The following is a 26,521-nucleotide window of genomic DNA, read 5'->3' on the forward strand; positions in this document are numbered from 1 at the left end:
GGGGCCCCGGCCTTGCGGTCCGTGCCGGCCGGCGTCACTCCGACTTGATCGCCGTCAGCATGTTCAGGCGGGCCGCCCGGCGCGCCGGCCACAGCGCCGCCAGGACGCCGACCGTCGCCGCGAGGAGCAGGAAGACGGCCATCCGGCCCCAGGGCAGGACCAGTTCGTACGTCGACATCCTGCTGCCCAGCAGCTCACCGGCCGCCCAGCCGAAGAACACGCCCAGGCCGATGCCGAGGACACCGCCGAAGAGCGAGATGACCAGGGACTCCAGGCGGACCATGCGCTTGATGCCCTTGCGGTCGAGGCCGATCGCGCGCAGCATCCCGATCTCCTGCGAGCGCTCGAAGACCGACATGGCGAGGGTGTTGATGACGCCGAGGACGGCGACGACGACCGCCATCGCGAGCAGCCCGTACATCATGTTCAGGATCAGGGTGAACATCTGCGCGATGCCGTCGGAGAGGTCCTGCTTGTCCTGCACCTTGATGGCCGGGTTGTCGCCGAGGGCCTTCTCCAGCCGGTCCTTGGTCGCGTCCGACGCGCCGTGCGACGTCTTCAGCATGACCTGCATGTCGGAGGCGTCGCTCTGGTGGGGCGAGAGGGTGGCGTTGTCCAGGATGATGCCCTGGATCATCTCGTTGCCCTCGTAGACGCCGGCGACCGTGAGGCGCTGCTTCTTCCCGTCCTCGTACGAGACGGTGAACTCCGCGCCGGCCTTCCAGTGGTGGGAGGCGGCGGTGTCCTTGTCGACGACGACCCGGGTGCCGCCGACCGCGAAGGAGCCGTCGGTGACGTCGAGATCGGTCAGCTTGCCGATGGCCGGGCCGTTGACGCCGGTCAGGAACTCGGTCTGCCGGTCGATGCGGGAGGGCGCGTTGCGCAGGGAGCTGGTGTCGGTGACCCCGTCGACCCCGGCGAGCTTCTTCTCGACGTCGGGGGAGAGCGAGTTGCCGTTCGCCATCGAGACGACGTAGTCCGCCCGGATGGCCGAACTGGCCATCTTGTCGATGGACTTCTGCAGGCTGCCCGCCATCACCGTCATGCCGGTGATCAGGGTGAGACCGATCATCAGGGCGGAGGCGGTCGCGGCCGTACGGCGCGGGTTGCGGACCGAGTTCTGCCGGGCCAGCTTGCCGGAGATGCCGAAGACGCGCAGCACCGGGGCCGCTGCTGCGATCAGCGGCCGGGACAGCAGCGGGGTGAGGACGAAGACGCCGATGATGAGCAGGACCGCGCCGAAGCCCATCGGGGCCTGGCCGTCCGAGCCGTCCATGGTGGTCGCGTACAGGACCACGGCGATGCCGGCGGCGGCGAGCAGGGCGCCGAGCGTGTTCCGCAGCACCAGCGACTTCGTGGTCGCCTTCGCGTGCACGCTGCTCATCGCGGCGACCGGCGGGATCTTCGCGGCGCGGCGGCCCGGCAGCCAGGCGGCGAGCATGGTGATGAGGACGCCGACGAGCAGCGCCGTGCCGACGGTGCCGGGCGACACGACCAGCGGGCCGTCGGGCACGGTGGCGCCGAAGCTGCCCATCAGGGAACGCATCCCCGCGCCGATGGCGATGCCCGCGGCCAGGCCCGCGACGGCGGCGACCGCGCCCACCACGAACGCCTCGACCAGTACCGACCGGGTGACCTGGCGGCGCGAGGCGCCGACCGCGCGCAGCAGGGCCAGCTCCTTGGTGCGCTGCGCGACCAGCATGGTGAAGGTGTTGGCGATGATGAAGGTGCCGACGAACAGCGAGATCCCTGCGAAGACCAGCAGACCCGTCTTCATGCCGCTCATCGCCGAGGCGATCTGGGCGGCCTGGTCGTCGGCGAGCTGCCGGCCGGTGGTGGTGGAGGCGACGTCCTCGGGCACGACCCGGTCGATCGCTTCCCGCAGCGCGGTCTGGCTGGTGCCCGCGGCGGCCTTCACGTCGATCTCGTCGTAGGAGCCGACCGAGTGGAACAGCCGCTGCGCGGTGGCCGTGTCGAACAGGGCGAGGCTGCCGCCCGCGGCGACGTTGCCGTCGTCCGTGGTGAAGATGCCGGTCACCGTGGGGGTCAGGACAGGCCCGTCGACGGAGATCCGCACGGTGTCGCCGACCTTGTAGCCGGCCCGCCGGGCGGTCGCGGAGTCGATGGCCACCTCGTCCTCGCCGTGCGGCGCGTGACCCTTCGTCAGCGGGTACCGGGGGTCGTCGCTGCCCCAGTAGTTCCCGCCCTGCGACTGGAAGCCGCCGCCGATGAGCTTGCCGTCCTTGCCGGCGATGGCGGTGAAGCAGTTCACGACACCGACGGTGGTGCCGGCGCCGGGGGCGGCGGCGACCTTGTCGAGCAGCGGCCGGGTGAGCTTGTGCTCCTTGCCGACCGTGTCGCCCTTGTCCTCCTGACTCTCGGGGCGGACGGCGACGTCGACCTGGTCGAAGCCCTTGGCGGAGCTCTTCTGGTAGGCGTCCGAGATCGTGTTGGTGAAGACCAGGGTCCCGGACACGAACGCCACGCCGAGCATCACGGCGAGCACGGTCATCAGGAGCCTGGCCTTGTGCGCGAGCACGTTGCGCAGGGCGGTACGGAACATGGGTCTTTTCTCAGTCCAGGGAAGGTGCGGCGGCGGGGTGGTCGGTGGTCGGACGGGGCGTCAGCTCGTGCGGCCCTTGCCGTCGAACTGCTTCATCCGGTCGAGCACGGACTCGGCGGTCGGCCCGTACACCTCGTCGACGATGCGGCCGTCCGCCAGGAAGACCACGCGGTCCGCGTACGCGGCGGCCACCGGGTCGTGGGTGACCATGACGACGGTCTGCCCCAGCTCCCGTACGGAGTTGCGCAGGAAGCCCAGCACCTCCGCGCCCGAGCGCGAGTCGAGGTTTCCGGTCGGCTCGTCGCCGAAGATGATGTCCGGCCGCGAGGCCAGGGCGCGGGCGACGGCGACGCGCTGCTGCTGGCCGCCGGAGAGCTGGGAGGGCCGGTGCCCGAGGCGGTCGGACAGCCCGATCATCGTGATGACGGTGTCCAGCCACTGCTTGTCGGGCTTGCGGCCGGCGATGTCCATGGGGAGCGTGATGTTCTCCAGGGCCGTCAGCGTCGGCAGCAGGTTGAAGGCCTGGAAGATGAACCCGATCTTGTCCCGGCGCAGCTTGGTCAGCTGCTTGTCCTTCAGGGAGCCCAGCTCGGTCTCACCGATGCGCACGGAGCCGCTGCTGAAGGTGTCGAGGCCCGCCACGCAGTGCATGAGCGTGGACTTGCCGGAGCCGGAGGGACCCATGATCGCGGTGAACTCGGCCTGCCGGAAGTCGACCGAGACCCGGTCGAGGGCGACCACCTGGGTCTCGCCCTGTCCGTAGACCTTCGACAGTTCCGTGGCGCGGGCGGCCACGGCGGTGGTGGTGCCGGCGAGGGGCGTGGTGGTCACGGGAGGGTGCTCCTGTCGGGACGACGTTCGGGGATGTCTCCCATCCTCGGTCCCGATCCGCGCGCTGTAGTCAGCCGCTGTTCCGGTTCCGGGGACAGACTGCGGTCGGACCGGCGGCGGCCGAGTCATACCTGGGGATGACGGCACCCCCTGAGAGGACCCCCGGGTGCGACGTCACGCAGTGCGCTCGTTCGGACGGTGAAATTCCGTCATTCCGCATGCGATGTCGTGGGGCGTCCGAAAGGCTATTGGCAAGTGCGGATGGCCCGTACCGAGTGCTGATGCACCCTCAGACGTCAATAAAATAAGACAACATCGGGTCGCCCGACCGCTGCTCGGGGGATGCGCCCCGATAGGCTCGGAACCTCGATGCGGAGCCCATGGCCTGCCCGGATGGTGGAATGCAGACACGGCGAGCTTAAACCTCGCTGCCCCTCGCGGGCGTACCGGTTCAAGTCCGGTTCCGGGCACCTCCGACCCTCTCGTTCATTCGTCGCGCACCGCGGAACGCGGCCGTGCGCGGGATCCCGCGGGAGCTTCGTCCCTCACCGTTGACAGCGGGCCGGTGCGGTCGGAGACTCACACCGGAGAAAATAGTGAAGTAAATTTCACTGGACGAACACGGGAACGCGAAGGGGCGTGCCGATGCGTACCACCGTCGGGATCGTCGGGGCCGGGCCGGCCGGGTTGCTGCTGGCGCGGCTGCTGCACAACGCGGGGATCGACTCCGTCGTGCTGGAGAGCCGGGACCGTGCGTACGTGGAGCGACGCCAGCGGGCCGGGATCCTGGAACAGGGCACCGTGGACGTGCTGCGGGCCGCCGGGGCCGGCGAGCGCATGGACCGGGAGGGTCTGCGGCACGACGGGATCGAGCTGCGGTTCGACGGCCGGCGCCACCGCGTCGACTTCCCCGCCCTCACCGGTGGACGCTCCGTGACGGTGTACGCCCAGACGGAGGTCTGCAAGGACCTCATAGCGCTCCAGCTCAAGGAGGGCGGTCCGCTGCTCTTCGGCGCCGAGGCGCTCGCCGTCGAGGGCGCCGGGACCGACCGGCCGCGCGTCCGGTTCAGGTACGAGGGCCGCGAGGACGTCCTCGACTGCGACTACGTGGTCGGATGCGACGGTTTCTGGGGAGTCGCGCGACAGGCCGTGCCCGCCGGGATCTCCCGCGTCTTCGAGAGGACCTACCCCTTCGGCTGGCTCGGCGTCCTCGCCGACGTGCCGCCCTCCCACGACGAACTCGTCTACGCCCGCCACGAGCGCGGCTTCGCCCTGCTCAGCATGCGCTCCCCGGAGATCTCCCGCCTCTACCTCCAGGTGCCGCAGGGCACCACCGCCGAGGAATGGGAGGACGAGGCGATCTGGGACGAGCTGGAGCGGCGCCTGGAGACCCGCGACGACTGGCGGCTGCGCCGGGGCCGCATCACCTCCAAGTCCGTCACCCCGATGCGCAGCCACGTCCACGAGCCCATGCGGCACGGGCGGCTCTTCCTCGCCGGGGACGCCGCGCACATCGTGCCGCCGACCGGCGCGAAGGGCCTCAACCTCGCCGTCGGCGACGTCGTCACCTTCGCGCGGGCGCTCACGCACGAGAAGGAGACCGGCTCGGCCGCCCTGCTCGACGCGTACTCGGCGACCTGCCTGCGCCGCGTCTGGCAGGCCGAGCGCTTCTCGTACGACATGACGACGCTGCTGCACAGCGACCCCGGGGCCTCGCCCTTCGACGGGCGCATCCAGCTCGCCCGCCTGGAGCGGATCGCGGGCACCAGGGCCGCCGAGACCGACCTGGCCGAGGGGTACACAGGCTTCCCGCTGGGCTAGGGGGCTTCGTTCGGATCGGCTCGGGTCCGCGACGAAACCCCCTGGGCCGTCCGCGCGCACGGTCCCGCGGACGGAGCAGCGCCCGCGGGGCGGAGGGGGGTACGACAGGCCGCGAAGGGCCGGGCCGGGCACCCGGCGCGACAGCGGGCATAAAGAGGAGGCCACGGGCGCTGTCACGGCTTGGTACCAGTGCGGGCGGCCTCGAGACCGCACGCGTACCGTGGCAGCACGAGGGAAAGATCCTCCCCAAGCACTAGGGTCAATCCTTTGCCTACCCATTACCCTTGAGGCCAAGGCCACGCAGGGTGGCCATGGAGGAGTGAAATGAGGAGCAGTAACCCGGTCTTCTCGCGACGGGGGTTCAGCCGCGACAACGGTTACGCGGGGTTCAACGCGGCGCCGCAGGCCGGGGGACCCGCTGCCGGAACCCAGGGCAACCCGTACGCCCAGCAGGGCGGCAACCCCTACGCGCAGAACCCGTACGCACAGCAGGACCTCCAGTACGGCGCTCCGCCGCAGGCCCCGGCCACCACCGGCCGCATGACCATGGACGACGTCGTCATGCGCTCGGCCATGACGCTCGGCACGGTCGCCGTCGGCGCCATCCTCGCCTGGGCCCTGCTGCCGGTGTCGTCCACCAGCTACGGCCTGGCGATCGGCGCCGCACTGGTCGCCTTCGTGCTGGCCATGGTCCAGTCCTTCAAGCGCACCGCCTCGCCCGCGCTGATCCTCGGTTACGCCGCCTTCGAAGGCGTCTTCCTCGGGGTCATCAGCGAGATGTACAACAGCCAGTGGTCCGGCGCGCCCTTCCAGGCCGTGCTCGGCACCATGGCGGTCACCGGCGCGACCCTCCTCGTCTACAAGGCGGGCTGGATCCGTGTGACCGCGCGGTACGCGCGCATCGGCATGACCATCGCCATCGCGTTCGTCGTGGTCATGGCGGTCAACCTGCTGCTGGTCGTCTTCGGCGTCGCCGAGGACGGCGGACTGCGCAGCATGGGCCCGCTCGGCGCGATCGTCGGCATCCTCGCGATCCTGATCGGCGCGTTCTTCCTGACCCTCGACTTCAAGCAGATCGAGGACGGCATCGCCTACGGCGCGCCGAAGGAGGAGGCCTGGCTGGCCGCGTTCGGCCTGACCCTCACCCTCGTGTGGATCTACGTCGAGATGCTGCGCCTGGTCGCCATCTTCAGCGGCGACGACTAGTCGGCCGCCGGCGGTGCGGCGACAGCGGTCGCCGCACCCCCGGCCACCTGGCCGGACGACCCGGCCACCGGCACTTGAAGGGCCCGCGAACCACCGGTTCGCGGGCCCTTCGTCGTGGGATGCCTGTCGTCGGATGCCTGATGTCACTGCGGTGCGCGCTCAGAGCAGTTTGCGCGCGGCCCTCCTCAGGTCGTACTCGTGAATGATCGCTTTGGCGTGGCCGTACGCGAGGTTGTGCTCGGCGCGGAGCCAGCTGACCTTCTCCTCGAAGCGGAAGAGGGCGGGGCCTTCCTCGACGGTGCGAAGCCAGTCGGAGATCTCACGACCGGTGCAGTGGGGGATTCGGGCGAGCAGATTGCGATGGGTCTCCTCGTAGAAGACTTGGGACATCGGCGCCTCCGGACGCAATGGGGATGTAAGCCGGTCCTTCACGCCACCGTGCCTGAGGGTTGGGTTGTTGGCAACAGTCCCGTCGCGGCGCGTAGTCTCGCGACGTGCTTGATACGACGCCGCTGACCCGAGCCGTGGATCACTTCGCCGACCGGTTGCGGGCCGCGCCGCAGAGCCGCCTGCAACGCAGCGCGGCAGCCGAGGCACTGGGTCTGGCCAGGGAGTTGGCACTGCGTGCCCAGCATCTGGAGGACCCCTCCGCGGCCCCCCGCGAGATGCCGGACGCGGGCATGTTCGCCGCCGCCGACCAAATCACCGTCGCGGCGCACGACTTGGCTCTCGTACTGACGACCGAGGAGGAGCTGGCGCAGGCGGTGGCCCTGGTGGAGGAGGCACAGAAACGCGCCGGAGTCTGATCGGCTGACCGACTCCGGCGCGGGGTGATGCCTCTGGGCGGCGCGCGCTCCTACAGCGACGCGATGACGCGGTCCGCCAGGATGTAGACGTTCTCGTCGCCGCAGGCGAACGTCAGCGTGTACGCGCCCGACACGCCCGAGCCGCCGAGCAGGACCGGGGTCTCCCCCTCGCTCAGCGCGGTGGCGAGCCGCTCCGCCGTCTCACGGTGACCCGGCGTCATGCACAGCGTCGTACCGTCCGCGAAGACGTAGACGTCGAGGGTGCCGAGCGGGCCGGGGCGGACGTCCGCCAGCTCGGTGCCGGACACGGCGAGTTCCTCCAGGCACGCCACCGTGCGCTCATGGTCGTTCACCACGGGCGACTGGACCGGCATGAAGTCCGGGTGCGAGGGGTGGCGGCGGCGGGCCGCGGCCAGTTCCGGCGACTCGCCGTGGGCGCCGGCGGAGCCCTCCTCGGCGTCCCCGGCGGCCTCGGTGACCGGCTCCAGGGGCTCCAGGCCGACGAAGTCCGACTGGCGCGGCAGGAACATCTCGCTGTCCGTCAGGCCGAGCAGGGAGGGGGCCTCGGAGGCGTCACGCGCTTCCTGCGCGGCCCAGAAGGCCCGCGCCTCGGCGAGCTCCCGCTCCCGCTCCTCGGCGAGCGCCTCGGCGACCGCGGCCCGTATCTCGTCCGTGTCGGCGGCCGGGCGGGCGGCGGGCACGAGCCCCCGCGCGGTGGCCGTCGCCCGGCTCTCGACGAGCTCGGTGTGCAGAGCCGCGACCTGTCGACGCAGTCCCCGCACGGTGCGCAGTACGGCGATGCCCACGGCCGCGGTGGCACCCGTGGTGAGGAGCAAAGCAATCGGCATGGCGCTCACTGACGTACTCCCGGTTCAAGGTCGGCCCCCGACTTCCTACATCAGCTTGAAGGGCGGACCATCCGGCTGTCAGTGCGTAACGTCACGAAAGGGACAGGACTTTGTGCCTGAGGTTTAGTCGTGCAAGCGCTCTGACCTGCGAAAATCGCTCTCCAGGGGGAGATAGGTCACATCTTGGGCGGGATTGGATCACAAATCGGCCCAGAGCCCCGGTGGTTGCGGGGTTCTGGGCCGATCCGGTCACGTTCGGTTCAACAACGGTCACCCGTACGGGATCTGCCGCCCGTTCGGATCCGCGTGCGCGACCGTGTCAGCTGAGGCGCTCGATGACCATCGCCATGCCCTGGCCGCCGCCGACGCACATCGTCTCCAGGCCGAACTGCTTGTCGTGGAACTGGAGGCTGTTGATGAGCGTGCCGGTGATGCGGGCGCCGGTCATGCCGAAGGGGTGGCCGACGGCGATCGCGCCGCCGTTCACGTTCAGCTTGTCCAGCGGGATGTTCAGGTCGCGGTAGCTCGGGATCACCTGGGCGGCGAACGCCTCGTTGATCTCGAACAGGTCGATGTCGTCGACGGTCAGCCCCGCGCGCCTCAGGGCCTGCTTGCTGGCCTCCACCGGGCCCAGGCCCATGATCTCGGGGGACAGGCCGGTGACACCGGTCGACACGATGCGGGCGAGCGGGGTGAGGCCGAGCTCGCGGGCCTTCGTGTCGGACATGATCACGAGGGCGGCGGCGCCGTCGTTCAGCGGGCAGCAGTTGGCGGCCGTGACGAGACCGTCGGGGCGGAAGACGGGCTTCAGGCCCTGCACGCCCTCCAGGGTCACGCCCGCGCGCGGGCCGTCGTCCTTGGCGACGACCGTGCCGTCGGGCGTCGTGATCGGGGTGATCTCGCGCTCCCAGAAACCGTTCTTGATGGCTTCCTCGGCGAGGTTCTGTGAGCGGACGCCGAACTCGTCCATGTCCTGGCGGGTGACGCCCTTGAGGCGCGCCAGGTTCTCGGCGGTCTGGCCCATCGCGATGTACGCGTCCGGGATCAGGCCGTCCTCGCGCGGGTCGTGCCAGGTCGAACCCTCCGTCTGCGCGACGGCGGCGGTGCGGGCCTCCGCCTCGGCGAAGAGGGGGTTGTGGGTGTCCGGCAGACCGTCGCTGGTGCCCTTCACGCTGCGCGACACCATCTCGACGCCCGCGGAGATGAAGACGTCGCCCTCGCCCGCCTTGATGGCGTGCAGCGCCATGCGGGAGGTCTGCAGCGAGGAGGAGCAGTAGCGGGTGATGGTGCAGCCGGGGAGGTGGTCCATCCCCATCTGCACGGCGACGATGCGGCCGAGGTTGTGGCCCTGCTCGCCGCCGGGGAGGCCACAGCCGAGCATGAGGTCGTCGATGTCCTTCGGGTCCAGCTCGGGGACCTTGGCGAGGGCGGCCTCGATGATCGTGGCGGTCAGGTCGTCGGGGCGCACGTCCTTCAGGGAGCCCTTGAAGGCGCGGCCGATGGGGGAGCGGGCGGCTGAGACGATCACGGCTTCGGGCATCACGGCTCCATTGGCATACGGGGATGAACCTTCGGGCAGGGCTGGTTGGGAAGTTACCCGTACGTATGGGCGAGGTCACGGGTGTGGGGGTGTGACTCGGGCCGCACTTTTCTAAGCGCTTGCTTTTCTCTGGCGGGGGCGCCTTGAGGGGGCCGGGGGGTCTGAGGTGGGGGTTCCTTCTCCAGCCTGGACCCCGGACCTGTTTCCCGCCCCCTCCGCCCCTGCCCGTCCCACACCTGGGGCTCCGCCCCGGACCCCGCTCCTCAGACGCCGGAGGCGCTGAAGTTCGGTGCTCCGCCCCGGACCCCGCTCCTCAGACGCCGGAGGCGCTGAAGCCGAGCCGGCGAGTTCCGGCCGAGGGCGGGAGACCTCAGCCCGTCCGGCGTTCGAGGACGAGGCCGTCCAGGCCGATGCCCAGGCGCGGCCGAGCCCACCGCCAGGGCCGAGGCACAGGAGCCTGCCCTGGCTCCGGCAACAGGACCCGGCTGGGCTGCGGCACCGCAGGGGCGGTGGGCCCCGGGGGCTACGGGGACGGCGCCGGTGCCGGGTCCGTGGCGGGGAGCCTCCGGCGGCGACGACGCTTGAGAAGTGCCCAGGGCCCCCGCGGCCCCGTGGGCATGGCGGCAGTGACCTCCGTGCCGGGCTCGGACACGGCCTCCGCCGCCGCCCGGGCCACCGGCAGGAACCCCTCGTGCCGCGAGGCGTCCGGCCGCTCCTCGTCGGCCGGCCACAGGCCGAGCGCGGCGCACACCGTGGGCAGCACCGCCATCGCGGCCGTCGCGTACCCCTCCGCGGACGGGTGGTAGTTGTCGGGCCCGAACAGCTCCCGCGGATTCGCCTCGAACTCGGGGCCCAGCAGGTCGCCCAGCGACACCGTCCGGCCGCCCTGCTCGACCGTGCCGATGGTCTGCGCGGCGGCGAGCTGGCGCGACGCCCGCCGGGCCAGCCAGCGCAGCGGCTGCTGGACCTGCTCGACGGTGCCCAGGTCGGGGCAGGTGCCGACGATGACCTCCGCACCCGCGGTGCGCAGCCGCCGCACCGCCGAGGACAGGTGGCGCACCGACCGGGTCGGCGGCATCCGGTGCGTCACGTCGTTGGCGCCGATCATGATCACGCAGACGTCGGGCACCCGGGCGGGATCGGCGAGGGCGAGCACCACCTGGCGGTCCAGGTCGTCGGACTGGGCACCGGGCAGCGCCACGTTGCACAGTTCCACCGGCCGCTCGGCCACCGCGGCGAGCCCGGAGGCCAGCAGCGCGCCCGGTGTCTGCCGGGCGCGGTGCACGCCCTGGCCCGCGGCCGTGGAGTCGCCGAGCATCGTCAGACGGAGCGGGGCCTCGCCGGGGGCGGCGCCGGCGTAGTCGTATCCGTACAGGCCGTCGGCGCGCGGCGCGTACGGCGCGTTCCCGTTGCCCACCTGGCGCTTCGCCAGCTGTACCTCGGCCAGCACCAGGCCGACGGCGGCCGCGCCCACCAGGCCGATCCCACCACCGCCGTACGCCGCGCCCGCCGCGATGCGTCGCGCCACCCTCGCCCTCGACAAGCTCGACATCCTTGGCCGCCACCTCCTCGTAGCCGTACAAACACTGCTTGCCCCGTGCAGAGGGTCAGCCAATCTCAACGGCGCGTGAACGGTCCCCCAGGGCCTTAGGCTGACGGGACCATCCCTTTTAGAACGCAGCTCCGGAGACAACGGTGCAATTCCACGACTCGATGATCAGCCTCGTCGGCAACACCCCGCTGGTGAGGCTCAACAGCGTGACCGCGGGCATCCAGGCGACCGTCCTCGCGAAGGTCGAGTACTTCAACCCCGGCGGGTCCGTGAAGGACCGCATCGCCCTGCGGATGATCGAGGCCGCGGAGGAGAGCGGCGCCCTCAAGCCGGGCGGCACCATCGTCGAGCCGACCAGCGGCAACACCGGCGTCGGTCTGGCGATCGTCGCTCAGCAGAAGGGGTACAAGTGCATCTTCGTGTGCCCCGACAAGGTGAGCACCGACAAGATCAACGTGCTGCGCGCCTACGGGGCCGAGGTGGTCGTCTGCCCGACCGCCGTGGACCCGGAGCACCCCGACTCGTACTACAACGTCTCCGACCGGCTCGTGCGCGAGACGCCCGGCGCCTGGAAGCCGGACCAGTACTCCAACCCGAACAACCCGCTCTCGCACTATCACTCCACCGGCCCCGAGCTGTGGGAGCAGACGGAGGGCAGGATCACCCACTTCGTGGCGGGCGTCGGCACCGGAGGCACCATCTCCGGCACCGGCCGCTACCTGAAGGACGCCAGTGACGGCAAGGTCCAGGTCATCGGCGCCGACCCGGAGGGTTCCGTGTACTCCGGCGGCTCCGGGCGCCCGTACCTCGTCGAGGGTGTCGGCGAGGACTTCTGGCCGACGGCGTACGACCGGACCGTCGCCGACGAGATCGTCGCCGTGTCCGACAAGGACTCCTTCCAGATGACGCGCCGGCTCGCCAAGGAGGAGGGTCTGCTGGTCGGCGGCTCCTGCGGGATGGCCGTGGTCGCCGCGCTGCGGGTCGCCGAACGTCTCGGGCCCGACGACGTCGTCGTGGTGCTGCTGCCCGACAGCGGCCGCGGCTACCTCAGCAAGATCTTCAACGACGAGTGGATGGCCGACTACGGCTTCCTCGACGACTCCGGCCCGAGCGCGCGCGTCGGTGACGTGCTGAACGACAAGGCCGGCGGCTCCATCCCCTCCCTCGTCCACATGCACCCGGACGAGACCGTCGGCGAGGCCATCGAGGTGCTGCGCGAGTACGGCGTCTCGCAGATGCCGATCGTCAAGCCGGGCGCCGGCCACCCGGACGTGATGGCCGCCGAGGTCGTCGGTTCGGTCGTCGAGCGCGAGCTGCTCGACGCGCTCTTCACCCAGCGCGCCTCCCTCCAGGACCCGCTGGAGAAGCACATGTCGGCGCCGCTGCCGCAGGTCGGCTCCGGTGAGCCGGTCGGCGACCTGATGTCGGTGCTCGGCTCCGCCGACGCGGCGATCGTGCTCGTCGAGGGCAAGCCGACCGGCGTGGTCAGCCGCCAGGACCTGCTGTCCTTCCTCGCCAAGGGCGGCGCCAAGCAGTGACGCGCCGCGCCGCCTTACGTCCGGTGAGGGCGGGCGGCAGCCGACCGGCGCACGAGGTGTCCGTCGGGTGACGGATCCTCCGGCGGCGCCGGCCGGGACTTCGCGGAAGTGGTACGAGCGTGTCACGTCCGCGCAGCACCCGCTTAACACGCGTCCGGCACATTGGTGGATGTCGGCAGGGCGGGAGCGGCTCCCCGCCCGGGCCGGCACCGAAACGGCGCCAAGGACCTCCGGAGCGGCTCCCGGACCTCCATGGACGCCACGGACGCGCAAGCCCGGTCCTGACCCGGCCCGCGTCCCTCGCGGGGACCGCCGTCGTCCCGCCCCCCGGTGACGGGGGTGCGGCGGTCCCCGCGCAACACGTCACGGGGGCCCGGCACCTCTCACAGGTGCCGGGCCCTCGCGTGTCGTCCGTGACGCCTGCCGCCGGGCCCTCGCGCCGTGCGCTCACTCCTCCCAGTCGGACTCCGGCCGGTCCTTGCGGCGGCCGAAGAAGTGGGGGGACAGGCGCGCGGCCTGGACCACGTTGACCCCGACGATGCCGCCCCAGGCGACGAGCAGGCCGGGCAGGTGCGCGACGCCGCCGCCGATCGCGGACAGCGGGATCGCGAGGACGAGCGAGACGATCCCGAACCCGAAGCGCTCGCCCCAGGAGTCGGTCGACTGCGGTGAGCGCGAGCCGCGGGCCACCACCATCTGCTGTTCGGCGAGCTGGCGCCGCACCCGGCGGTCGACCGCCCCGTCGAGGCGCTGCTCGACCTTCTCCAGGAACGAGTCGACCAGCGCGGACTCGTACTCGTCACCTAGTTCCCTGCGCGCGTGCAGAGTGGCGTCGAGTTCCTTCTTCAATTCGGCGTCGCCGCGGGCTTCCCTACCGGTCATACCACTCACGGTAGGGAGCCGGGGCCGCCGTGGCACTGGGGTTAGCCCCCCTGTTCGGGCTGTGCCGCACCCCCGTACGCGCGGCAGCGGGCCCGGACGCCCGCGGCCTCGGGGCGGCGGGCGTCGGGTTCCGGTCAGGGCAGCAGGTGAACCCGCCCGCTGTCGAGGTCGAAGCGGGCGGCGGTCACCTCGGCCGTGTCGAAGGCCGGGTCGGCCCTGATCGCGTCCCGGACCCATGAGGTGTGCGCCCGCACGGTGTGGTCGGCCCAGTCCCCGGGGACCGGCCGGGTCCGCCGTGCCGCGGGCAGGATCTCGTCCACGAGCACCCGCAGGTGTCCCGGCACGGGCGTCCCGTCGCGCAGGTGTGCGAGGGCCGCCGCGATCGCCCCGCACCGCTCGTGCCCGAGGACCAGCACCAGCGGGATCCCGAGTTCGGCCACGCCGTACTGGACGGACGCGAGCCCCGCCTCGTCCAGCACCTGTGCCGCCGTGCGTATGCAGAGCAGGTCCCCGAGCCCCTGGTCGAAGACGAGTTCGGGCGGGACGCGCGAGTCGATGCAGCCGACGACCACCGCGAAGGGCTGCTGCCCGGCGGCCAGCAGCTGCCTCCGGTCGCGGCCCTGGTGCGGATGGCGGGGCGTGCCGGCGGCGTACCGCCGGTTGCCCGCGAGGAGTTCGGCGAGGGCCGCGCGGGCGGACGCCGGGTGGGGATGCGGTGCGGCGGCGGCCGGGGCCGCCGCCGCTGCCGCGGTGAGCGCGGCGCCGGCCGCCGCGAGAAAGACCCTGCGGTTCGAGGGCATGACGCTCCCTCAGGAGGAGTGCTGGTGACGCTCACTCACCGTAGCCGCGCATCCGCCTCCTCGGCTGCCCGTTTCACCGCATCCGGTGATTCGGAGGCGGACTCATCGTTCCCGGTGCGCCGGTCGGGGAACGGGGGCCGGTTCGTGCGCCGTCGGCTCCGGGAGGTGCGCCGTGTTGCGCCGCGCGACCAGCCAGTACAGGAGCGCCGGTACCGCGAGCCCCACGATCCAGGAGATGTCCGCACCGCCCAGCGGCGCCACGAACGGGCCCGTGAAGAAGCTCGTCGCGAGGAACGGCAGCTGGGCGAGCAGTCCTGCCGCGTACACCCCGAGCGCGTCCCAGCGCCACGCTCCGTAGCGGCCGTTCGGGTCCGACAGGGCGGGGATGTCGTACCGCTCCTTGGAGATCAGGTAGTAGTCGACCAGGTTGATCGCCGACCACGGGGTGAAGAAGGTCAGCAGGAACAGCAGGAAGTCCTTGAAGGAGGACAGGAAGCTGTCCTTGCCGAGCAGCGCGACCGCCGTGCCGGCCACCATGATCAGGCCGATGTACGCCGCCCGGCCGGCCCGCGACAGCACCCGCTGGCCGCGGAAACCGCTGACGCTCGTCACCATCGACATGAAGCCGCCGTAGGTGTTGAGCACGTTGATGGTCAGCTTGCCGAGCGCGATCACGAAGTAGAAGAAGGACGCGACGAGTCCGGTGCCGCCGAGCGCGACGACGTAACCGACCTGGCTCGCCAGGAACTTCTCGCCCGCCGTGGCCGCGACCAGGACTCCGAAGGTCATGGACCACTGGGAGCCGAGGGCCGAGCCTGCGAGGGTCCACCAGAAGGTGGCGCGCGCCGACGTCGTACGGGGCAGATAGCGCGAGTAGTCGGCGACGTAGGGGCCGAAGGCCAGCTGCCAGGACGCCGACAGGGACATCGCCAGCAGGAACACGGGGAGGTCGAAGCGGGCGTCCCCGAACAGGGCCCCGACGTCCACCCGGTCCAGCAGCCTGATCCCGAGGTACACGAACGCGAGGGCGCAGATCACGCTCGCGACCCGGCCGAGCGCGTGGATGACCTTGTAGCCGACCGCCGCCGTCGCGGCCGTGACCACGGCGAAGACGACGATGCCGGTGGTGTCGTCGGTGTGCGTGAGTTCGCCGACGGCCTGACCGGCCAGGACGCTGCCGCTGGCGAAGAAGCCGACGTACATCAGGACGACGAGGAGGAGGGGGATCACCGCGCCGCGCACCCCGAACTGCGCCCGGGACTGGATCATCTGCGGCAGGCCCAGCTTCGGGCCCTGCGCCGAGTGCAGCGCCATCACCGCGCCGCCCAGCAGATTGCCGAGCAGCAGGCCGACGATCGACCAGACCACGTCGCCGCCGAAGACGACGGCGAGTGCGCCGGTGACGACGGCGGTGATCTGGAGGTTGGCGCCGAGCCAGAGGGTGAACTGGGAGAACGCCGTGCCGTGGCGTTCCTCGTCGGGGACCACGTCGATGGAGCGCAGCTCCACGATGCCGCCCGCCATCACTTGGCCAGCCCGTGCTGCCGGGCGTACGTGTTCGCCACGTCCTCGGGGTCCTTCTTGTCCTTGTCCACCTGGCGGTTGAGCTCGGTGAGCTGGGCGGTGGTGAGCACGTTGCCGAGCTCGGCGAGCGCCTTGCGGACCGTGGAGTCGGCCTTGCGGTCGGCGACGAGCGGCACGATGTGCTGGCCGGGGATGAGGTTCTTGGGGTCGGACAGCACCACCCAGTCGTTGGCCTGGATGTCGGTGTCGGTGGTGAAGAGGTTCGCCACGTCGACGTCGCCCTTCTTCAGGGCGCCCTTCACCAGCGGGCCGGAGGAGTCGAGGGACTTGAACTCCTTGAACTCCACCCCGTACACGTCCTTCAGGCCGACCACGCCGACCTCGCGCTTCTTGACCTCGGGGGCGGCGCCGACGACGAGCCTGCCGTTCTGCTTCGCGAGATCGGCGAGCGTGGACAGGCCGTACTTCCGTGCTGTCTCCCGGGTGACCACGAAGGCGTCCGAGTCCTCCGCCATGCCGTACGGGAGGACCTGGAGGCCGGCCGGGAGCGCCATCGCGAGGGCGTTCTGCATCGCGCCCTCCTCGGTGGCCCTGGACTTCGGGGCCAGGTAGTGGAGCAGGGCGCCCTGGTACTCGGGGAGCAGATCGATGTCCCCGCCCTTGAGCGCGGGGATGAGGATCTCGCGGGTGCCGAGGTTGGGGCGGACGGTCGTCTTCACACCGGCGGCCTCCAGGACGGCGGCGTACAGGTATCCGAGGACCTGGTTCTCGGTGAAGTTGGCGGTGCCGATGGTGACACCGCCCTTGCTGGAGCCGCTGCCGCCGCTGCCGGCGGAGCCCCCGCCGTCGAGCGAGGTGATGCCGCTGCCGCAGGCGGTCAGGACGGGGACGGTGACGGCCGCGCCGGCGAGCGCGCCGAGGAGGGTGCGACGGTTCATGACTGGGGTGCTCCTAGGCGGGACGGTGGCGGAACAGGACGCGCTGGAGCGCGGAGAGGGCGAGGTCGAGGACGACGGCGACCACGGCGACGAGCACCGCCCCGCCGAGGACCTGCACCAGATCGCGTTGGGCGAGGCCGTCGAAGACGTAGCGGCCGAGGCCGCCGAAGGAGACGTACGCGGCGATGGTGGCCGTCGCCACGACCTGGATCAGCGCGAGCCGCAGGCCCGTCATGATCAGAGGGAGCGCGAGGGGCAGCTCGACCTGGAGGAGCACCTGGTGGCCGCGCATGCCCTGGCCGCGTGCCGCGTCCTTCACGTCCGCGTCGACGGCGTTCATGCCGGCGTAGGTGTTCGTCACGATCGACGGGACGGCGAGCGCGACGAGCGCGATGTACACCGGCCACATCGACAGACCGCTCGCCAGGAAGACGAGGACGACCAGGCCGACCGTCGGCAGCGCGCGGCCGAAGGAGGCGAGGTTGATCGCGAGGAAGGCGCCGCGGCCGGTGTGCCCGATCAGCAGGCCGACGGGGAGCGCGATCGCGGCGGCGACGAGCGTGGCGAGCAGGGAGTACTGGAGGTGTTCGGCCAGGCGGTGGGCGATCCCGTCCGTGCCGGACCACTGGTCGCCGCTGACCAGCCAGCTGCCGAGGTTCTCGAAGAGTTCGTACATCAGGCGCGCCGCCTCGTCCAAGGGGTGAGTGCGTACTGGACCGCGACCAGCAGCGCGTCCGCGACCAGGGCCAGCAGCAGGGTCAGGACGACGCCGACGATCACCGGCGTCGGGAAGTTGCGCTGGAAGCCGTCGGTGAACAGCTGGCCGAGCCCGCCGTCGCCGATGTACGTCGCGACGGAGACCAGCGAGATCGACATGACCGTGGCGATCCGCACGCCGGCCATGATCACCGGCAGGGCCAGCGGGAGTTCGACGGTGAGCAGGGTCCGCAGCGGGCGGGTGCCCATGGCCTTCGCGGCCTCCTTCGTCCTCGCCGGGACCGAGTCGAGGCCCTCGACGGTGTTCCGCAGGAGGACGACCAGGGTGTAGATCGTCAGGCCGATGACGGTGGTGGTGCGGGTGAGCCCGCTGACCGGCAGCAGCAGGACGAAGACCGCGATCGACGGGATCGTGAACAGCACGTTCGAGAGCCCGAGGAGGAGACCGCGCAGCGGGCGCACGCGGTGGGCGAGCACGGCCAGCGGCAGCGAGATCAGCAGGCCGAGGAGCACGGCGGTGAGCGCGGCTTCGAGGTGGGAGACGGTGAGCGAGGTCAGGTCGTCGGTGTGGTCGCCTATCCACGACCAGTCGACGGTCATGCGGCCACGTCCGCGGCGGTCGCGGCACCGGCCGCGCTGTGCGCCCGGCCCGCGTGCTCGTGGATGTCCTCGCGGGAGGTCACGCCGGTGAGCAGGCCGTCACCGTCGACGCGGGCGACCAGGCCGGCCGGGGAGGCGACCGACTCGTTGAGCGCGGACAGCAGGGAGTCGCCGTCCTTCAGCGGTCGCAGGGGCACCTCGGCGTCCTTGGACCGGGAGCGCCAGGCCAGCGGCCTGCGCGCCTCGTCGAGCACGAGGGTCCAGGGGCCGTCCTGCGGGGCCGCGGCCTGCGGGACGTCGGCGAGGGTCGTCAGCGAGAGGAGCTTCAGACCGCGCTCCGCGCCGAGGAAGTCCGCGACGAAGTCGTCCGCCGGGCGGGCGAGCAGCTCCGCGGGCGCCGCGCACTGCACCAGGTGGCCGCCGGTGCGGAAGACCGCGATCTGGTCGCCGAGCCGTACCGCCTCGTCGATGTCGTGGGTGACGAAGACGATGGTCTTGCTCAGCTCCTTCTGCAGGCGCAGCAGTTCGTCCTGGAGCTGGGTGCGCACGACCGGGTCGACGGCGCCGAAGGGCTCGTCCATGAGGAGGACCGGCGGGTCGGCGGCGAGGGCGCGGGCGACGCCGACGCGCTGCTGCTGGCCGCCGGAGAGCTGGTGCGGGTACCGCTTGCCGGCGTCGGCGTTCAGGCCGACGGTCTCCAGCAGTTCGGCCGCGCGGGCGCGGGCCTTCCTGCGGCCCCAGCCCAGCAGGAGCGGCACGGTGGCGATGTTGTCGAGCACGGTGCGGTGCGGGAAGAGCCCGGACTGCTGGATGACGTAGCCGATGGAGCGGCGCAGTTCCGCGGCGTCCTGCTCCAGGACGTCCTTGCCGCCGACGCGGATGGTCCCGGAGGTCGGCTCGACCATCCGGTTGATCATCCGGAGGGTGGTCGTCTTGCCGCAACCGGAAGACCCGACGAGTACGGTCACGCCGCCTTCCGGCATCTCCAGGGAGAGGTCGTGGACTGCTGTCGTGCCATTGGGGAAGCGCTTGTGGACCGTGTCGAACTGGATCATGAGGTGTCCCTTGCCCGGTCTGTATATCGTCATGCAGAGTTCTCTGTATCTGAATAGGTTGTCAACGGTCCAGCGTTAATCGCCGGCCACCAATGACCGCCAGGCAAGATTGAATGTCCAGGTTGAGGGGAGTATGGGCGTAATGGCGTCTCGGATTGTGGACACGTCGAGTACGGCGACACCCCTGTCGGTGACCGATCTCGTGGTCCTGGACGGGCGCGGCACCGGTGTCGAGGACGTCGTGCGCCTCGCCGACGGGACCGCGCGGCCGGTGCCGGCCACCGATGCGATGAAGCGGGTCGAGGAGTCCTGGGACGCCGCCCGGCAGATCGCCGCGACCGGACGCGTCTACGGCCGCTCCACCGGCGTCGGCGCGAACCGGAACGAGGACGTGCCCACCGAGGCCGCCGCAGACCACGGACTGCGCCTGCTGCGCAGCCATGCCGGAGCCATCGGTGATGAGCTTCCCGCCCGCCAGGTCCGCGCCATGCTCGCCGTCCGCGCCAACCAGCTCCTCGCGGGCGGCGCCGGCCTGCGGCCCACCGTCGTCACGGCCCTGTGTGAAGCGCTGGAGAGCGGCGCGTACCCCGCGGTCAACGAATTCGGCTCGGTGGGTACGGGTGACATCGCCGCACTCGCCCAGGTGGGCCTGGCGCTGGCGGGGGAGCACCCCTGGCGCGGAACGGGCGCCCCCGAAGCGCAGCCCCTGGACAACAACGACGCCCTGGCGCTCATCAGCAGCAACGCGCTCACCCTCGGCCAGTCCGCCCTCGCGCTGCACGAGCTGCGTGCCCTGATCGAGGCCACCCAGGTGGTGGCCGCACTGTCGCTGCTGGCCGTCGACGGGTCCCACGAGGCGTACGCGGAGCCCGTGCACGCCGCCCGCCCGCACCGGGGATCGGCCGAAGTGGCCCGGCGGATGCGGGCGTTGATAGGCGCTGCGGACCGGCCCACCCCTCCGCTCGGCCGCATCCAGGACCCGTACGGCTTCCGGTGCCTGCCGCAGATCCACGGCCCCGCGCACGACGCGGCGGACGCACTGGACGGCGTCCTCGCGGTGGAGATCAACGCCGCCGCCGAGAACCCGCTGATCTCGCCCGAGGACATGGCCGCCTACCATCACGGCGGCTTCTACCAGGCTCAACTCGCACTCGCCCTGGACCACTTCAGGCTGGCCGTCACCCAGGTGGCGCGGCTGTCCACGTCCCGGCTCTCCACCCTCAACGAACCGGCCTACACGCGTCTGCGTCCCTTCCTCGCCGACCCGGAGCCCGCCTCCTCCGGGGTGATGATCCTGGAGTACGCCGCCGGTGCCGCGCTCGGTGACCTGCGGGCCTTCTCCGCGCCCGCCTCGCTGGGACACGCTGTACTCTCCCGGGGCGTCGAGGAGCAGGCGAGCTTCGCCTCGCTCGCCGCGCGCCAGACACTGCGGGCGTGCGGCGCGTACCGTCTCGTCGTCGGCTGTGAACTGGTCGCCGCCGTACGGGCGCTGCGCCAGCGCGACCTGCGGCCCGAGCCGGACCTTCCGGTGGGCCGAGCGCTGGAGCTGGCCGAGTCGGTGCTCGACCCGGAGCAGGCCGACCGGCCGCTGACCGACGACGTGACGGCGGCGGCCGCGCTGCTGGACCGGTTCACGGACATCTGGAGGGGGAGCACGTCATGAGCGCGGGCAAGAGCGTGGACAGGAACGCGGGCAGGAACGCGGGCATGGGCACCGGCACGGCCGCGGACGGGGACGGCGTGAGCAGGAACGCGGGAACCGTCCCGGACACGGGGGACGACCCGGGCGCCGTCGTGTCCGACAGCCCCGCCGCACGGCTGCAGGCCCTCTTCGAGGGGCACCGCCTCACACCGACCCAGCGGCGCATCGCGCACAGCATGGTGCGGCGCGCCGCCGACGTGCCGTTCCTGTCCAGCGTCGAACTCGCCGAGCTCGCCGGGGTCAGCCAGCCCTCCGTGACCCGCTTCGCGGTCGCCCTCGGCTTCGACGGCTACCCGGCGCTGCGCAAGCATCTGCGCGAGGTCGCCCCCGCGGAACCGGCCGCGGACACCGCCTCGTACAACGAGTACCAGCAGGCCGTCGAGGCCGAGATCGAGAACCTGAGGCACCTCGCGGAGGCGCTCGCCGATCCCCGTCCGGTGGCCAGGGCGGGCCGGCTCCTTGCCGCCTCCCGCCCGCTGCCCGTCCTCGGACTGCGGGCCGCCGCCTCCCAGGCGTACGGCTTCGCGTACTTCGCCGCCAAGGTCCACCCGGACGTACGGCTGCTGCACGAGGGCGGCACCATGCTCCACGACCGCATCGACGCCGCGGTGCGGGCCGGCGCCACGGCTCTGCTGTGCTTCGCGCTGCCCCGCCACCCGCGCGAAGTCGTCGACTCGCTGGCCTACGCGAAGCAGGCCGGGCTGACCGTCGTCACCGTCGCGGACTCCGCCTTCGCGCCGGTGGCGAAAGTGTCGGACCTCCTGCTGCCCGCCGCCGTCGGCACCGGCCTCGCCTTCGACACGGCGTGCTCCCCGATGCTGCTGGGGCGCGTCCTGCTGGAGGCCATGTGCGACGACCTGCCCGACGCGCAGGCGCGGTTGGAGGAGTTCGACACGCGGGCCGCCGCCCGGGGCCTGTTCACCGAGTAGCCGTCGCGGCACGCCGCTCCGCCTCTCAGACTCGTCTCACCTTCCTCGGCTACCGTGCCCGCCCGACAGAGCGAACGGTGAGCTGAGGAGGCGGAGCGTGGCGCGCGGAGGGCAGGGACTGGCCCGGGTGGCCGTCGTGGTGCGGGCCGGTGCCGCACCACTGTGGTGGTGCGGGGTGTTCGCGGCCGGGATCGGGATGCTGGTCCCCGGACTGACCGGCCGCCGGATCGGAGTGCCGGCCGGGGCTGCGCTGTTCCTCGTGGCGGCCGCCGTCACGGCGTGCGTGCGCCGCAAGCGGTACGTGGCCCTGGTCCGTTCCGCGGCCCGCGCCGGCAAGCAGGACGTGCTCCAGGACCGTGCCGTGACGGTGCGCAACTGGCGCCGGAGCCACCGCTGGTGGCTCGTCGTGGCCTTCCTGGCCGCGCTCGGCAGCTCCTTCGCGGTGCCCGCCGCGGGAGGCATGCTGATGGCGGGCGTGGGGACCGGGCTGTGGCTCAAGGCCGGCTGGCTCGGGCGCCGCGAGCGCGCCGGGGAGACGCTGATCTGGGTGCGGGTCGACTGGCTCGGCCGCCGCGCGGGCGCACCGGCGGGCAAGCCAGTCAAGGCCTGCCGTGCCACCGGCGTCGCGGCCGGCGACGCCGCGCCCGGAGGGGCGCGGCGCCGCTGACCGCGAGATGGCGGGTGCCGGTGACGTGACGGGGCGCTGGGCCCTGTCGGACCATTCCCGCCTGCCTAGACCTCCAGGTCGGCTTCGATCCTGCGCAGTTGGTGCCGGGCCATCGCCAGGTTGGCCCGTTTGCCGTCGAGCACCAGGTACAGGAAGAGGCCGTTCCCGCCCCGCCCCTTGAGCAGCCGGATCAGGTGGTACTGGTCGGACAGCGTGATCAGGATGTCCTCGATCTCGCCCTTGAGCCCGAGGTGTTCCATGGTGCGGATCTTCGCGCGGACGACGTCCGTGTTGCCGGCCGCCGCGACGTTGAGGTCGAAGCCCTTGCTGCCGCCGATCGTGCCCAGCGCCATTCCGCTGGTGTAGTCGACGAGAGCCGCTCCGGTCGCGCCCTCGATGGACGCCATAGCCTCTTTCAGCGTGGTTTCGGTGTTCGCCATGGTGGATTGCTTCCTTTCAGCTTTCCGATGTGGTCGGGGTGTTGGGTGCGGTGGTGGTGCGCGCGTTCCCCGGGCCGCGCGCCGTGCGGGTACGTGTGGTCGGGGCCCCGGACGGGGCCTTCCCGGCGGCCCTGGCCGGGCCGAGCGGTTCGCCGCGGGCGGTGGCGGCGTCCACGAGCTCCCCGATCCGGGTCCCGGAACGGCGCCCCTCCAGGTGGAGCCGGCCGACGTTGACCCGGTCCTGGGCCAGCAGCGTCAGCACGGCGGAGGTGCCCGCGGCGTACGTGGCGACATAGCCGTGCACGCCGCGGACCAGCAGCTCGCGGAAGTCGCCCTGTTCGGTCGCGTCCGTCATCCGTGCGGCGACCCCCAGCGCCGCCGCGGTGAGCGCGGCCAGCCCGTCCGGCTCCACACCGGGGGTGTCGTGAGCGAGGACGAGACCGTCCGCGCTGGCCGCGAGCGCCCCGGTCAGCTGGGGCACCCGGGCCCTCAACCGGTGGAGTTCGTCCAGGACTTCGGGCTCCGCCGCCATCAGCAGTCTCCTCTCGGCACGCTGTCGTAGCGCGCGGATCACAAGGCCTCCCCCGGGTTGGGACTCACAGGGCCTCCAGCGCGTCTCGGAGCCGCCGCAGCAGCGCGACGTCGGGATCGGCGGAGGGCTGGGTGAGCACGCCGGGCAGGGGAGGCGGCTGCGGTGCGGGCACGGCCCCCACCAGCCCGGCGGCGGCCAGCCGGCGCAGGTCGACCAGGGTGTGGAAGGCCGGCCGCCCGAGCGCGACGGAGACGTCGGCCGCGGTCCGTACGCCGTCGACCCGGCCGAGTACGGCTTCCTGGCGCAGCGGCACGGACGGCCCGGCGGGCAGCCCGGAGCGCAGCAGCGGAGCGGTGTCCGTCGCCGGGTCGGGCCAGATGCGGTGCAGCAGTTCTCGGCGGCGCACCGTCTCGCGCTCCAGCGCGGCCACGGGCACGGGGTGGACGGGGCCCAGCCAGTGCGCGGCCCCGTAGCGGAAGCGGGTCGGGGAGCTGCTCGGGCCGAGCACGAAGTACGCCGCGTCGTACAGCGCGCCGAGGTGGCACAGCTCCAGCGCACCCTCGGCGATCCGGCCGTGGTCGACGAGGAACCGGCCGACCCGGCGGCGGGCGCCCGCCGCCGCGACGGCCTCCCGCCACGCCTCGGCGTCCAGCACTCCGCGGGCGGCCAGCAGCACGTCGAGTCCTGGGGAGGAGGGACTCTCGGCGTGCACCACCTCGCCGTCGGCGAGGTAGAGGGTGCCGCGTTCGCGGATGAGGACGCCGGTGGCCCGTTCGTCGGCGAGGCGGCTGAGCATCGGCGAGACGCCGCCGTTGCCGCTGGTGCCCGCCGCCCTGTCCCGTACGGGGAGGCGGGGCGGGGGAGGTGTTCTGACCGTCGTCATCCCAGCACCAGCCGTCCGGCCATCTCGCCGAGCCGTATCCGGGCCAGCGCGAGATTCCCGTCGGAGCGGGCCAGCCACAGGTGCAGGAACACGCTGCTGTCGAAGGTCGTCCGTACGAACCGCAGCAGGTGGTAGCTGTCGCGGTTGCTGATGATCAGGTCCTCGACCGGCGTCTCCTGCTCCGACCAGTCGGAGCCGTCCGACGGGGCGAAGGCGCTGTGTTCCGCGGCGAGCCGGGCGAGTTCGGCGGCCTCCGCCGCCGTCGTCTCGTGGTCACCGCCCGGCGCGTCTCCCACGGTGCCCAGGGCCAGGCCGCTGGTCCAGTCGACCACCGCTGCACCCCGCGCACCGGGCAGTGTCATGGCTTCCAGTAGGCACTCGTCGATTCCGGGCACCGTCTCTCCCCTCCCGCCAAGGGTTCGGCCGAGTGACGCCGAAGTTACGCAACGTGTGCGTGACGGGTGAGGGATCCGGCATTTTCCTGTGGAACATGCCCGCGGTGACTAAGGTGGGTCAACTGGCCACATTCTGTGTCCGGTAAGTGTCGTCGCGCAGGGGTGGCCTGGGGCGCCCAGGAGTGCGGGGAGGCGTGCGTTCCCGTGAGCGCCCCCGCCCGTGCCCCTAGAGCCCCGTGAGGGCGGACCGCTGCGCCCCGCCGGACTCCGCGACGATCTCGTCGACGGTCTGCGGCTCGCGGACGACCGCGAAGCGCACTCCGCCCCCCGCGTCCCGGGCGAACCCGAAGATCCCGGGACGGGCCAGGGAGTTGTACGCGTAGTGGTGGGCGAAGTAGTACGCCCCCGTGTCCAGCGCGGCCGCGTGGTCGCCCTGTTCGAGCAGCGGCAGCGCGCGCCCCTCGGCGAGCAGGTCGCCGGCGAAGCAGGCGGGGCCCGCGACGTCCTGGACGACGTCCGGGCCCGTCTTGGGCCGGCCCTTCGCGTCGTACGCGGCGATCCGCAGCGGCCATGACGCCGGCGCGTACACCGTGCGGGCCGCCACCTGGACCCCGGCGTGCGTGACCGCGACCTTCCGCCCTCCGGCGGATTTCGCGTACTCGACCCGTGCGAGCACCGTCCCGTGCTTGGCGAGCAGCGACCGCCCGAACTCGGTGACCAGGCCGTACCGCCCGTCGAACAGCCCCGGCACCGCCTCCGACAGCAGCCGCGCGTACTGCGCGTACGTCGGTGTCGTCGCGTCGGAACCGAAGTTGACCGGCAGCCCGCCGCCGATGTCGATCGTGTCGACCTGCCGCCGTCCGACGCGCCGGTTGATCTCCTCGGCCAGTGCGTACACCTCCGCCACCCCTCGCGCCATCAGCGACAGCGGGACGCCCTGGGATCCGGAGTGCAGGTGCAGCCGGGTCAGCCACGGACGGCCGGCGAACGCCTCGACGAGCCAATGGCGCGCGCCCTCGTCGCGCAGTGCGACCCCGAACTTGGAGGTCGCCGTGGCGGTGGACAGCGCCTCGATGGAACCCCCGCCGACCTGCGGGTTCACCCGGATCCCGAGGGGGGCGCGGGTGGGCGCGGACCGGACGGCCGCGTCCAGTCGGTCCAGCTCCTGCGCATTGTCCGCGTTGACCGCGATCCCCAGCGCCAGCGCCTCGCGCAGCTCGGCCTTCGTCTTGGCGGGGGAGTCGAGGACGGTGCGCGCGGGGGGAACTCCGGCCGCGCGCGCCAGCGCGAGCTCCCCGCGGCTCGCCACCTCCGCGCCGATGCCCTCCTCGTGCAGCAGCCGCAGGACGGGCACGAGCGGGGTCGCCTTCACCGCGAAGGCGTGCAGCACCGGCGTGCCGGGGGCGGTCACCGCCGCGAAGGCGGCCCGCAGGTCCGCCGCCGACGCCCTGATGCCGTGCACGTCGAGGAGCGCGACGACGGGCGTTCCCGGCCCGGTCAGGCCCTGCTCGACCGCGGCCCGGACCGCCTCGTCGCGTCGCGCGACCCGGTCGGCGTCCGCTTCGGGCGAGCCGCTCCCGCCGGTCCCGCTGCGCCCCGCCGGGGCCCGCGGCGGGACGGTCCCGCCCGCGCCCCGGGCGCCCGTCCCCCCACCGCCGGGCGGGGCCCCGTGCGCGCCGCTCCGGCCCGTCCCGTTCCCGCCCTCCGCGTGCTCCACCGGATCCCCCGTCCTGTCCCTGTCTGCACCCATAC

The 26,521-nt window shown here is 72.1% G+C and carries 25 protein-coding genes and 1 tRNA gene; 8 read left to right on the forward strand and 18 right to left on the reverse strand.

Annotated elements, in window-relative coordinates:
- Positions 1-34: 34 nt before the first annotated feature.
- Positions 35-2,563 (reverse strand): ABC transporter permease, encoded by a 2,529-nt coding sequence (locus tag ACZ4IF_RS32290; RefSeq protein ID WP_467569235.1) that lies wholly within the window; start codon positions 2,561-2,563, stop codon positions 35-37.
- A 60-nt stretch (positions 2,564-2,623) separates the two neighbouring features.
- Complete coding sequence (locus ACZ4IF_RS32295) at positions 2,624-3,394, reverse strand: ABC transporter ATP-binding protein (protein ID WP_467569238.1); 771 nt, start codon at positions 3,392-3,394, stop codon at positions 2,624-2,626.
- Between the two features lie 387 nt (positions 3,395-3,781).
- On the opposite strand from ACZ4IF_RS32295, the gene ACZ4IF_RS32300 reads away from it, so the two are divergent.
- The 3 genes from ACZ4IF_RS32300 (at position 3,782) to ACZ4IF_RS32310 (ending at position 6,421) form a co-directional block, all read left to right on the forward strand.
- Positions 3,782-3,864 (forward strand) — tRNA-Leu (locus ACZ4IF_RS32300).
- Between the two features lie 175 nt (positions 3,865-4,039).
- The gene (locus tag ACZ4IF_RS32305; protein ID WP_467569241.1) at positions 4,040-5,215 is read left to right on the forward strand and encodes a 4-hydroxybenzoate 3-monooxygenase; all 1,176 of its coding nucleotides are present in this window, start codon (positions 4,040-4,042) and stop codon (positions 5,213-5,215) included.
- Between the two features lie 324 nt (positions 5,216-5,539).
- On the forward strand, positions 5,540-6,421 hold the full coding sequence (locus ACZ4IF_RS32310; RefSeq protein ID WP_028803888.1) for a Bax inhibitor-1/YccA family protein: 882 nt from the start codon (positions 5,540-5,542) through the stop codon (positions 6,419-6,421).
- Positions 6,422-6,580: 159 nt separating this feature from the next.
- On the opposite strand, the gene ACZ4IF_RS32315 is transcribed toward ACZ4IF_RS32310, so the two are convergent.
- Positions 6,581-6,811, reverse strand: a complete 231-nt coding sequence (locus ACZ4IF_RS32315; RefSeq protein ID WP_359496549.1) for a DUF4287 domain-containing protein — start codon at positions 6,809-6,811, stop codon at positions 6,581-6,583.
- Between the two features lie 104 nt (positions 6,812-6,915).
- On the opposite strand from ACZ4IF_RS32315, the gene ACZ4IF_RS32320 reads away from it, so the two are divergent.
- Positions 6,916-7,227 (forward strand): hypothetical protein, encoded by a 312-nt coding sequence (locus ACZ4IF_RS32320; protein ID WP_345658272.1) that lies wholly within the window; start codon positions 6,916-6,918, stop codon positions 7,225-7,227.
- Between the two features lie 50 nt (positions 7,228-7,277).
- Here the strand turns inward: ACZ4IF_RS32320 and ACZ4IF_RS32325 are convergent, their stop codons facing one another.
- From ACZ4IF_RS32325 to ACZ4IF_RS32335, 3 genes are all read right to left on the reverse strand, one after another.
- Positions 7,278-8,075 carry a hypothetical protein gene (locus tag ACZ4IF_RS32325; protein ID WP_467569248.1) on the reverse strand — a complete coding sequence of 266 codons (798 nt, stop codon included), beginning with the start codon at positions 8,073-8,075 and terminating at the stop codon, positions 7,278-7,280.
- 319 nt (positions 8,076-8,394) lie between these two features.
- Entirely contained in the window at positions 8,395-9,615 is a 1,221-nt protein-coding gene (locus ACZ4IF_RS32330; RefSeq protein WP_467569251.1) for an acetyl-CoA C-acetyltransferase, read from the reverse strand.
- 523 nt (positions 9,616-10,138) lie between these two features.
- Positions 10,139-11,167, reverse strand: coding sequence for an SGNH/GDSL hydrolase family protein (locus ACZ4IF_RS32335; protein ID WP_359496557.1), 1,029 nt, complete (start codon positions 11,165-11,167; stop codon positions 10,139-10,141).
- A gap of 143 nt (positions 11,168-11,310) precedes the next feature.
- Here ACZ4IF_RS32335 and ACZ4IF_RS32340 point away from each other — a divergent pair, with 143 nt between their 5' ends.
- A complete protein-coding gene (locus ACZ4IF_RS32340; protein ID WP_028803882.1) occupies positions 11,311-12,705 on the forward strand; it encodes a cystathionine beta-synthase in 1,395 nt (464 codons plus the stop codon).
- Between the two features lie 447 nt (positions 12,706-13,152).
- On the opposite strand, the gene ACZ4IF_RS32345 is transcribed toward ACZ4IF_RS32340, so the two are convergent.
- The 7 genes from ACZ4IF_RS32345 to ACZ4IF_RS32375 form a co-directional block, all read right to left on the reverse strand.
- Positions 13,153-13,587 (reverse strand): hypothetical protein, encoded by a 435-nt coding sequence (locus ACZ4IF_RS32345; RefSeq protein WP_359496559.1) that lies wholly within the window; start codon positions 13,585-13,587, stop codon positions 13,153-13,155.
- Positions 13,588-13,721: 134 nt separating this feature from the next.
- Entirely contained in the window at positions 13,722-14,387 is a 666-nt protein-coding gene (locus ACZ4IF_RS32350) for a carbonic anhydrase (RefSeq protein WP_467569255.1), read from the reverse strand.
- A 102-nt stretch (positions 14,388-14,489) separates the two neighbouring features.
- On the reverse strand, positions 14,490-15,911 hold the full coding sequence (locus ACZ4IF_RS32355) for a purine-cytosine permease family protein (RefSeq protein ID WP_467569257.1): 1,422 nt from the start codon (positions 15,909-15,911) through the stop codon (positions 14,490-14,492).
- Positions 15,911-16,849, reverse strand: coding sequence for an ABC transporter substrate-binding protein (locus ACZ4IF_RS32360; RefSeq protein WP_467569260.1), 939 nt, complete (start codon positions 16,847-16,849; stop codon positions 15,911-15,913). The genes ACZ4IF_RS32355 and ACZ4IF_RS32360 overlap by 1 nt, the downstream gene beginning before the upstream one ends.
- 13 nt (positions 16,850-16,862) lie before the next feature.
- Positions 16,863-17,525 carry an ABC transporter permease gene (locus ACZ4IF_RS32365; RefSeq protein ID WP_095934813.1) on the reverse strand — a complete coding sequence of 221 codons (663 nt, stop codon included), beginning with the start codon at positions 17,523-17,525 and terminating at the stop codon, positions 16,863-16,865.
- The gene (locus ACZ4IF_RS32370; RefSeq protein ID WP_359501270.1) at positions 17,525-18,166 is read right to left on the reverse strand and encodes an ABC transporter permease; all 642 of its coding nucleotides are present in this window, start codon (positions 18,164-18,166) and stop codon (positions 17,525-17,527) included. Before ACZ4IF_RS32370 ends, ACZ4IF_RS32365 begins: the two co-directional genes overlap by 1 nt.
- Positions 18,163-19,221: an ABC transporter ATP-binding protein gene (locus ACZ4IF_RS32375; RefSeq protein ID WP_467569394.1), complete on the reverse strand. Its 1,059-nt coding sequence runs from the start codon at positions 19,219-19,221 to the stop codon at positions 18,163-18,165. The genes ACZ4IF_RS32370 and ACZ4IF_RS32375 overlap by 4 nt, the downstream gene beginning before the upstream one ends.
- 142 nt (positions 19,222-19,363) lie before the next feature.
- Between ACZ4IF_RS32375 and ACZ4IF_RS32380 the strand changes: the two genes are divergently transcribed.
- The 3 genes from ACZ4IF_RS32380 to ACZ4IF_RS32390 all read left to right on the forward strand — a co-directional run bounded on the left by ACZ4IF_RS32380 (position 19,364) and on the right by ACZ4IF_RS32390 (position 22,519).
- On the forward strand, positions 19,364-20,884 hold the full coding sequence (locus ACZ4IF_RS32380) for an aromatic amino acid ammonia-lyase (protein ID WP_467569262.1): 1,521 nt from the start codon (positions 19,364-19,366) through the stop codon (positions 20,882-20,884).
- Positions 20,881-21,852, forward strand: coding sequence for a MurR/RpiR family transcriptional regulator (locus ACZ4IF_RS32385; RefSeq protein ID WP_467569265.1), 972 nt, complete (start codon positions 20,881-20,883; stop codon positions 21,850-21,852). Before ACZ4IF_RS32380 ends, ACZ4IF_RS32385 begins: the two co-directional genes overlap by 4 nt.
- Positions 21,853-21,949: 97 nt before the next feature.
- The gene (locus ACZ4IF_RS32390; protein WP_467569267.1) at positions 21,950-22,519 is read left to right on the forward strand and encodes a hypothetical protein; all 570 of its coding nucleotides are present in this window, start codon (positions 21,950-21,952) and stop codon (positions 22,517-22,519) included.
- Between the two features lie 65 nt (positions 22,520-22,584).
- Here the strand turns inward: ACZ4IF_RS32390 and ACZ4IF_RS32395 are convergent, their stop codons facing one another.
- From ACZ4IF_RS32395 to ACZ4IF_RS32415, 5 genes are all read right to left on the reverse strand, one after another.
- Positions 22,585-22,959: a roadblock/LC7 domain-containing protein gene (locus ACZ4IF_RS32395; protein ID WP_095934808.1), complete on the reverse strand. Its 375-nt coding sequence runs from the start codon at positions 22,957-22,959 to the stop codon at positions 22,585-22,587.
- Between the two features lie 16 nt (positions 22,960-22,975).
- Entirely contained in the window at positions 22,976-23,491 is a 516-nt protein-coding gene (locus ACZ4IF_RS32400; RefSeq protein ID WP_345658285.1) for a roadblock/LC7 domain-containing protein, read from the reverse strand.
- Positions 23,492-23,555: 64 nt separating this feature from the next.
- A complete protein-coding gene (locus tag ACZ4IF_RS32405; RefSeq protein ID WP_467569270.1) occupies positions 23,556-24,374 on the reverse strand; it encodes a transcriptional regulator in 819 nt (272 codons plus the stop codon).
- Entirely contained in the window at positions 24,371-24,769 is a 399-nt protein-coding gene (locus ACZ4IF_RS32410; RefSeq protein ID WP_028803869.1) for a hypothetical protein, read from the reverse strand. The genes ACZ4IF_RS32405 and ACZ4IF_RS32410 overlap by 4 nt, the downstream gene beginning before the upstream one ends.
- Positions 24,770-24,995: 226 nt before the next feature.
- Positions 24,996-26,519, reverse strand: coding sequence for a type III PLP-dependent enzyme domain-containing protein (locus ACZ4IF_RS32415; protein ID WP_467569273.1), 1,524 nt, complete (start codon positions 26,517-26,519; stop codon positions 24,996-24,998).
- Positions 26,520-26,521: the final 2 nt, after the last annotated feature.

Source organism: Streptomyces sp. NPDC025784 (genome assembly GCF_055558435.1).

Coding starts and splice junctions, on each gene's coding strand:
- ACZ4IF_RS32325 (WP_467569248.1), bottom strand. CDS start 8,075: ATGCCGATTGCTTTGCTCCTCACCACGGGTGCCACCGCGGCCGTGGGC.
- ACZ4IF_RS32345 (WP_359496559.1), bottom strand. CDS start 13,587: ATGACCGGTAGGGAAGCCCGCGGCGACGCCGAATTGAAGAAGGAACTC.
- ACZ4IF_RS32310 (WP_028803888.1), top strand. CDS start 5,540: ATGAGGAGCAGTAACCCGGTCTTCTCGCGACGGGGGTTCAGCCGCGAC.
- ACZ4IF_RS32335 (WP_359496557.1), bottom strand. CDS start 11,167: ATGTCGAGCTTGTCGAGGGCGAGGGTGGCGCGACGCATCGCGGCGGGC.
- ACZ4IF_RS32305 (WP_467569241.1), top strand. CDS start 4,040: ATGCGTACCACCGTCGGGATCGTCGGGGCCGGGCCGGCCGGGTTGCTG.
- ACZ4IF_RS32370 (WP_359501270.1), bottom strand. CDS start 18,166: ATGACCGTCGACTGGTCGTGGATAGGCGACCACACCGACGACCTGACC.
- ACZ4IF_RS32350 (WP_467569255.1), bottom strand. CDS start 14,387: ATGCCCTCGAACCGCAGGGTCTTTCTCGCGGCGGCCGGCGCCGCGCTC.
- ACZ4IF_RS32415 (WP_467569273.1), bottom strand. CDS start 26,519: ATGGGTGCAGACAGGGACAGGACGGGGGATCCGGTGGAGCACGCGGAG.
- ACZ4IF_RS32355 (WP_467569257.1), bottom strand. CDS start 15,911: ATGGCGGGCGGCATCGTGGAGCTGCGCTCCATCGACGTGGTCCCCGAC.
- ACZ4IF_RS32315 (WP_359496549.1), bottom strand. CDS start 6,811: ATGTCCCAAGTCTTCTACGAGGAGACCCATCGCAATCTGCTCGCCCGA.
- ACZ4IF_RS32330 (WP_467569251.1), bottom strand. CDS start 9,615: ATGCCCGAAGCCGTGATCGTCTCAGCCGCCCGCTCCCCCATCGGCCGC.
- ACZ4IF_RS32400 (WP_345658285.1), bottom strand. CDS start 23,491: ATGGCGGCGGAGCCCGAAGTCCTGGACGAACTCCACCGGTTGAGGGCC.
- ACZ4IF_RS32405 (WP_467569270.1), bottom strand. CDS start 24,374: ATGACGACGGTCAGAACACCTCCCCCGCCCCGCCTCCCCGTACGGGAC.
- ACZ4IF_RS32380 (WP_467569262.1), top strand. CDS start 19,364: ATGGCGTCTCGGATTGTGGACACGTCGAGTACGGCGACACCCCTGTCG.
- ACZ4IF_RS32395 (WP_095934808.1), bottom strand. CDS start 22,959: ATGGCGAACACCGAAACCACGCTGAAAGAGGCTATGGCGTCCATCGAG.
- ACZ4IF_RS32290 (WP_467569235.1), bottom strand. CDS start 2,563: ATGTTCCGTACCGCCCTGCGCAACGTGCTCGCGCACAAGGCCAGGCTC.
- ACZ4IF_RS32365 (WP_095934813.1), bottom strand. CDS start 17,525: ATGTACGAACTCTTCGAGAACCTCGGCAGCTGGCTGGTCAGCGGCGAC.
- ACZ4IF_RS32375 (WP_467569394.1), bottom strand. CDS start 19,221: ATGATCCAGTTCGACACGGTCCACAAGCGCTTCCCCAATGGCACGACA.
- ACZ4IF_RS32385 (WP_467569265.1), top strand. CDS start 20,881: ATGAGCGCGGGCAAGAGCGTGGACAGGAACGCGGGCAGGAACGCGGGC.
- ACZ4IF_RS32360 (WP_467569260.1), bottom strand. CDS start 16,849: ATGAACCGTCGCACCCTCCTCGGCGCGCTCGCCGGCGCGGCCGTCACC.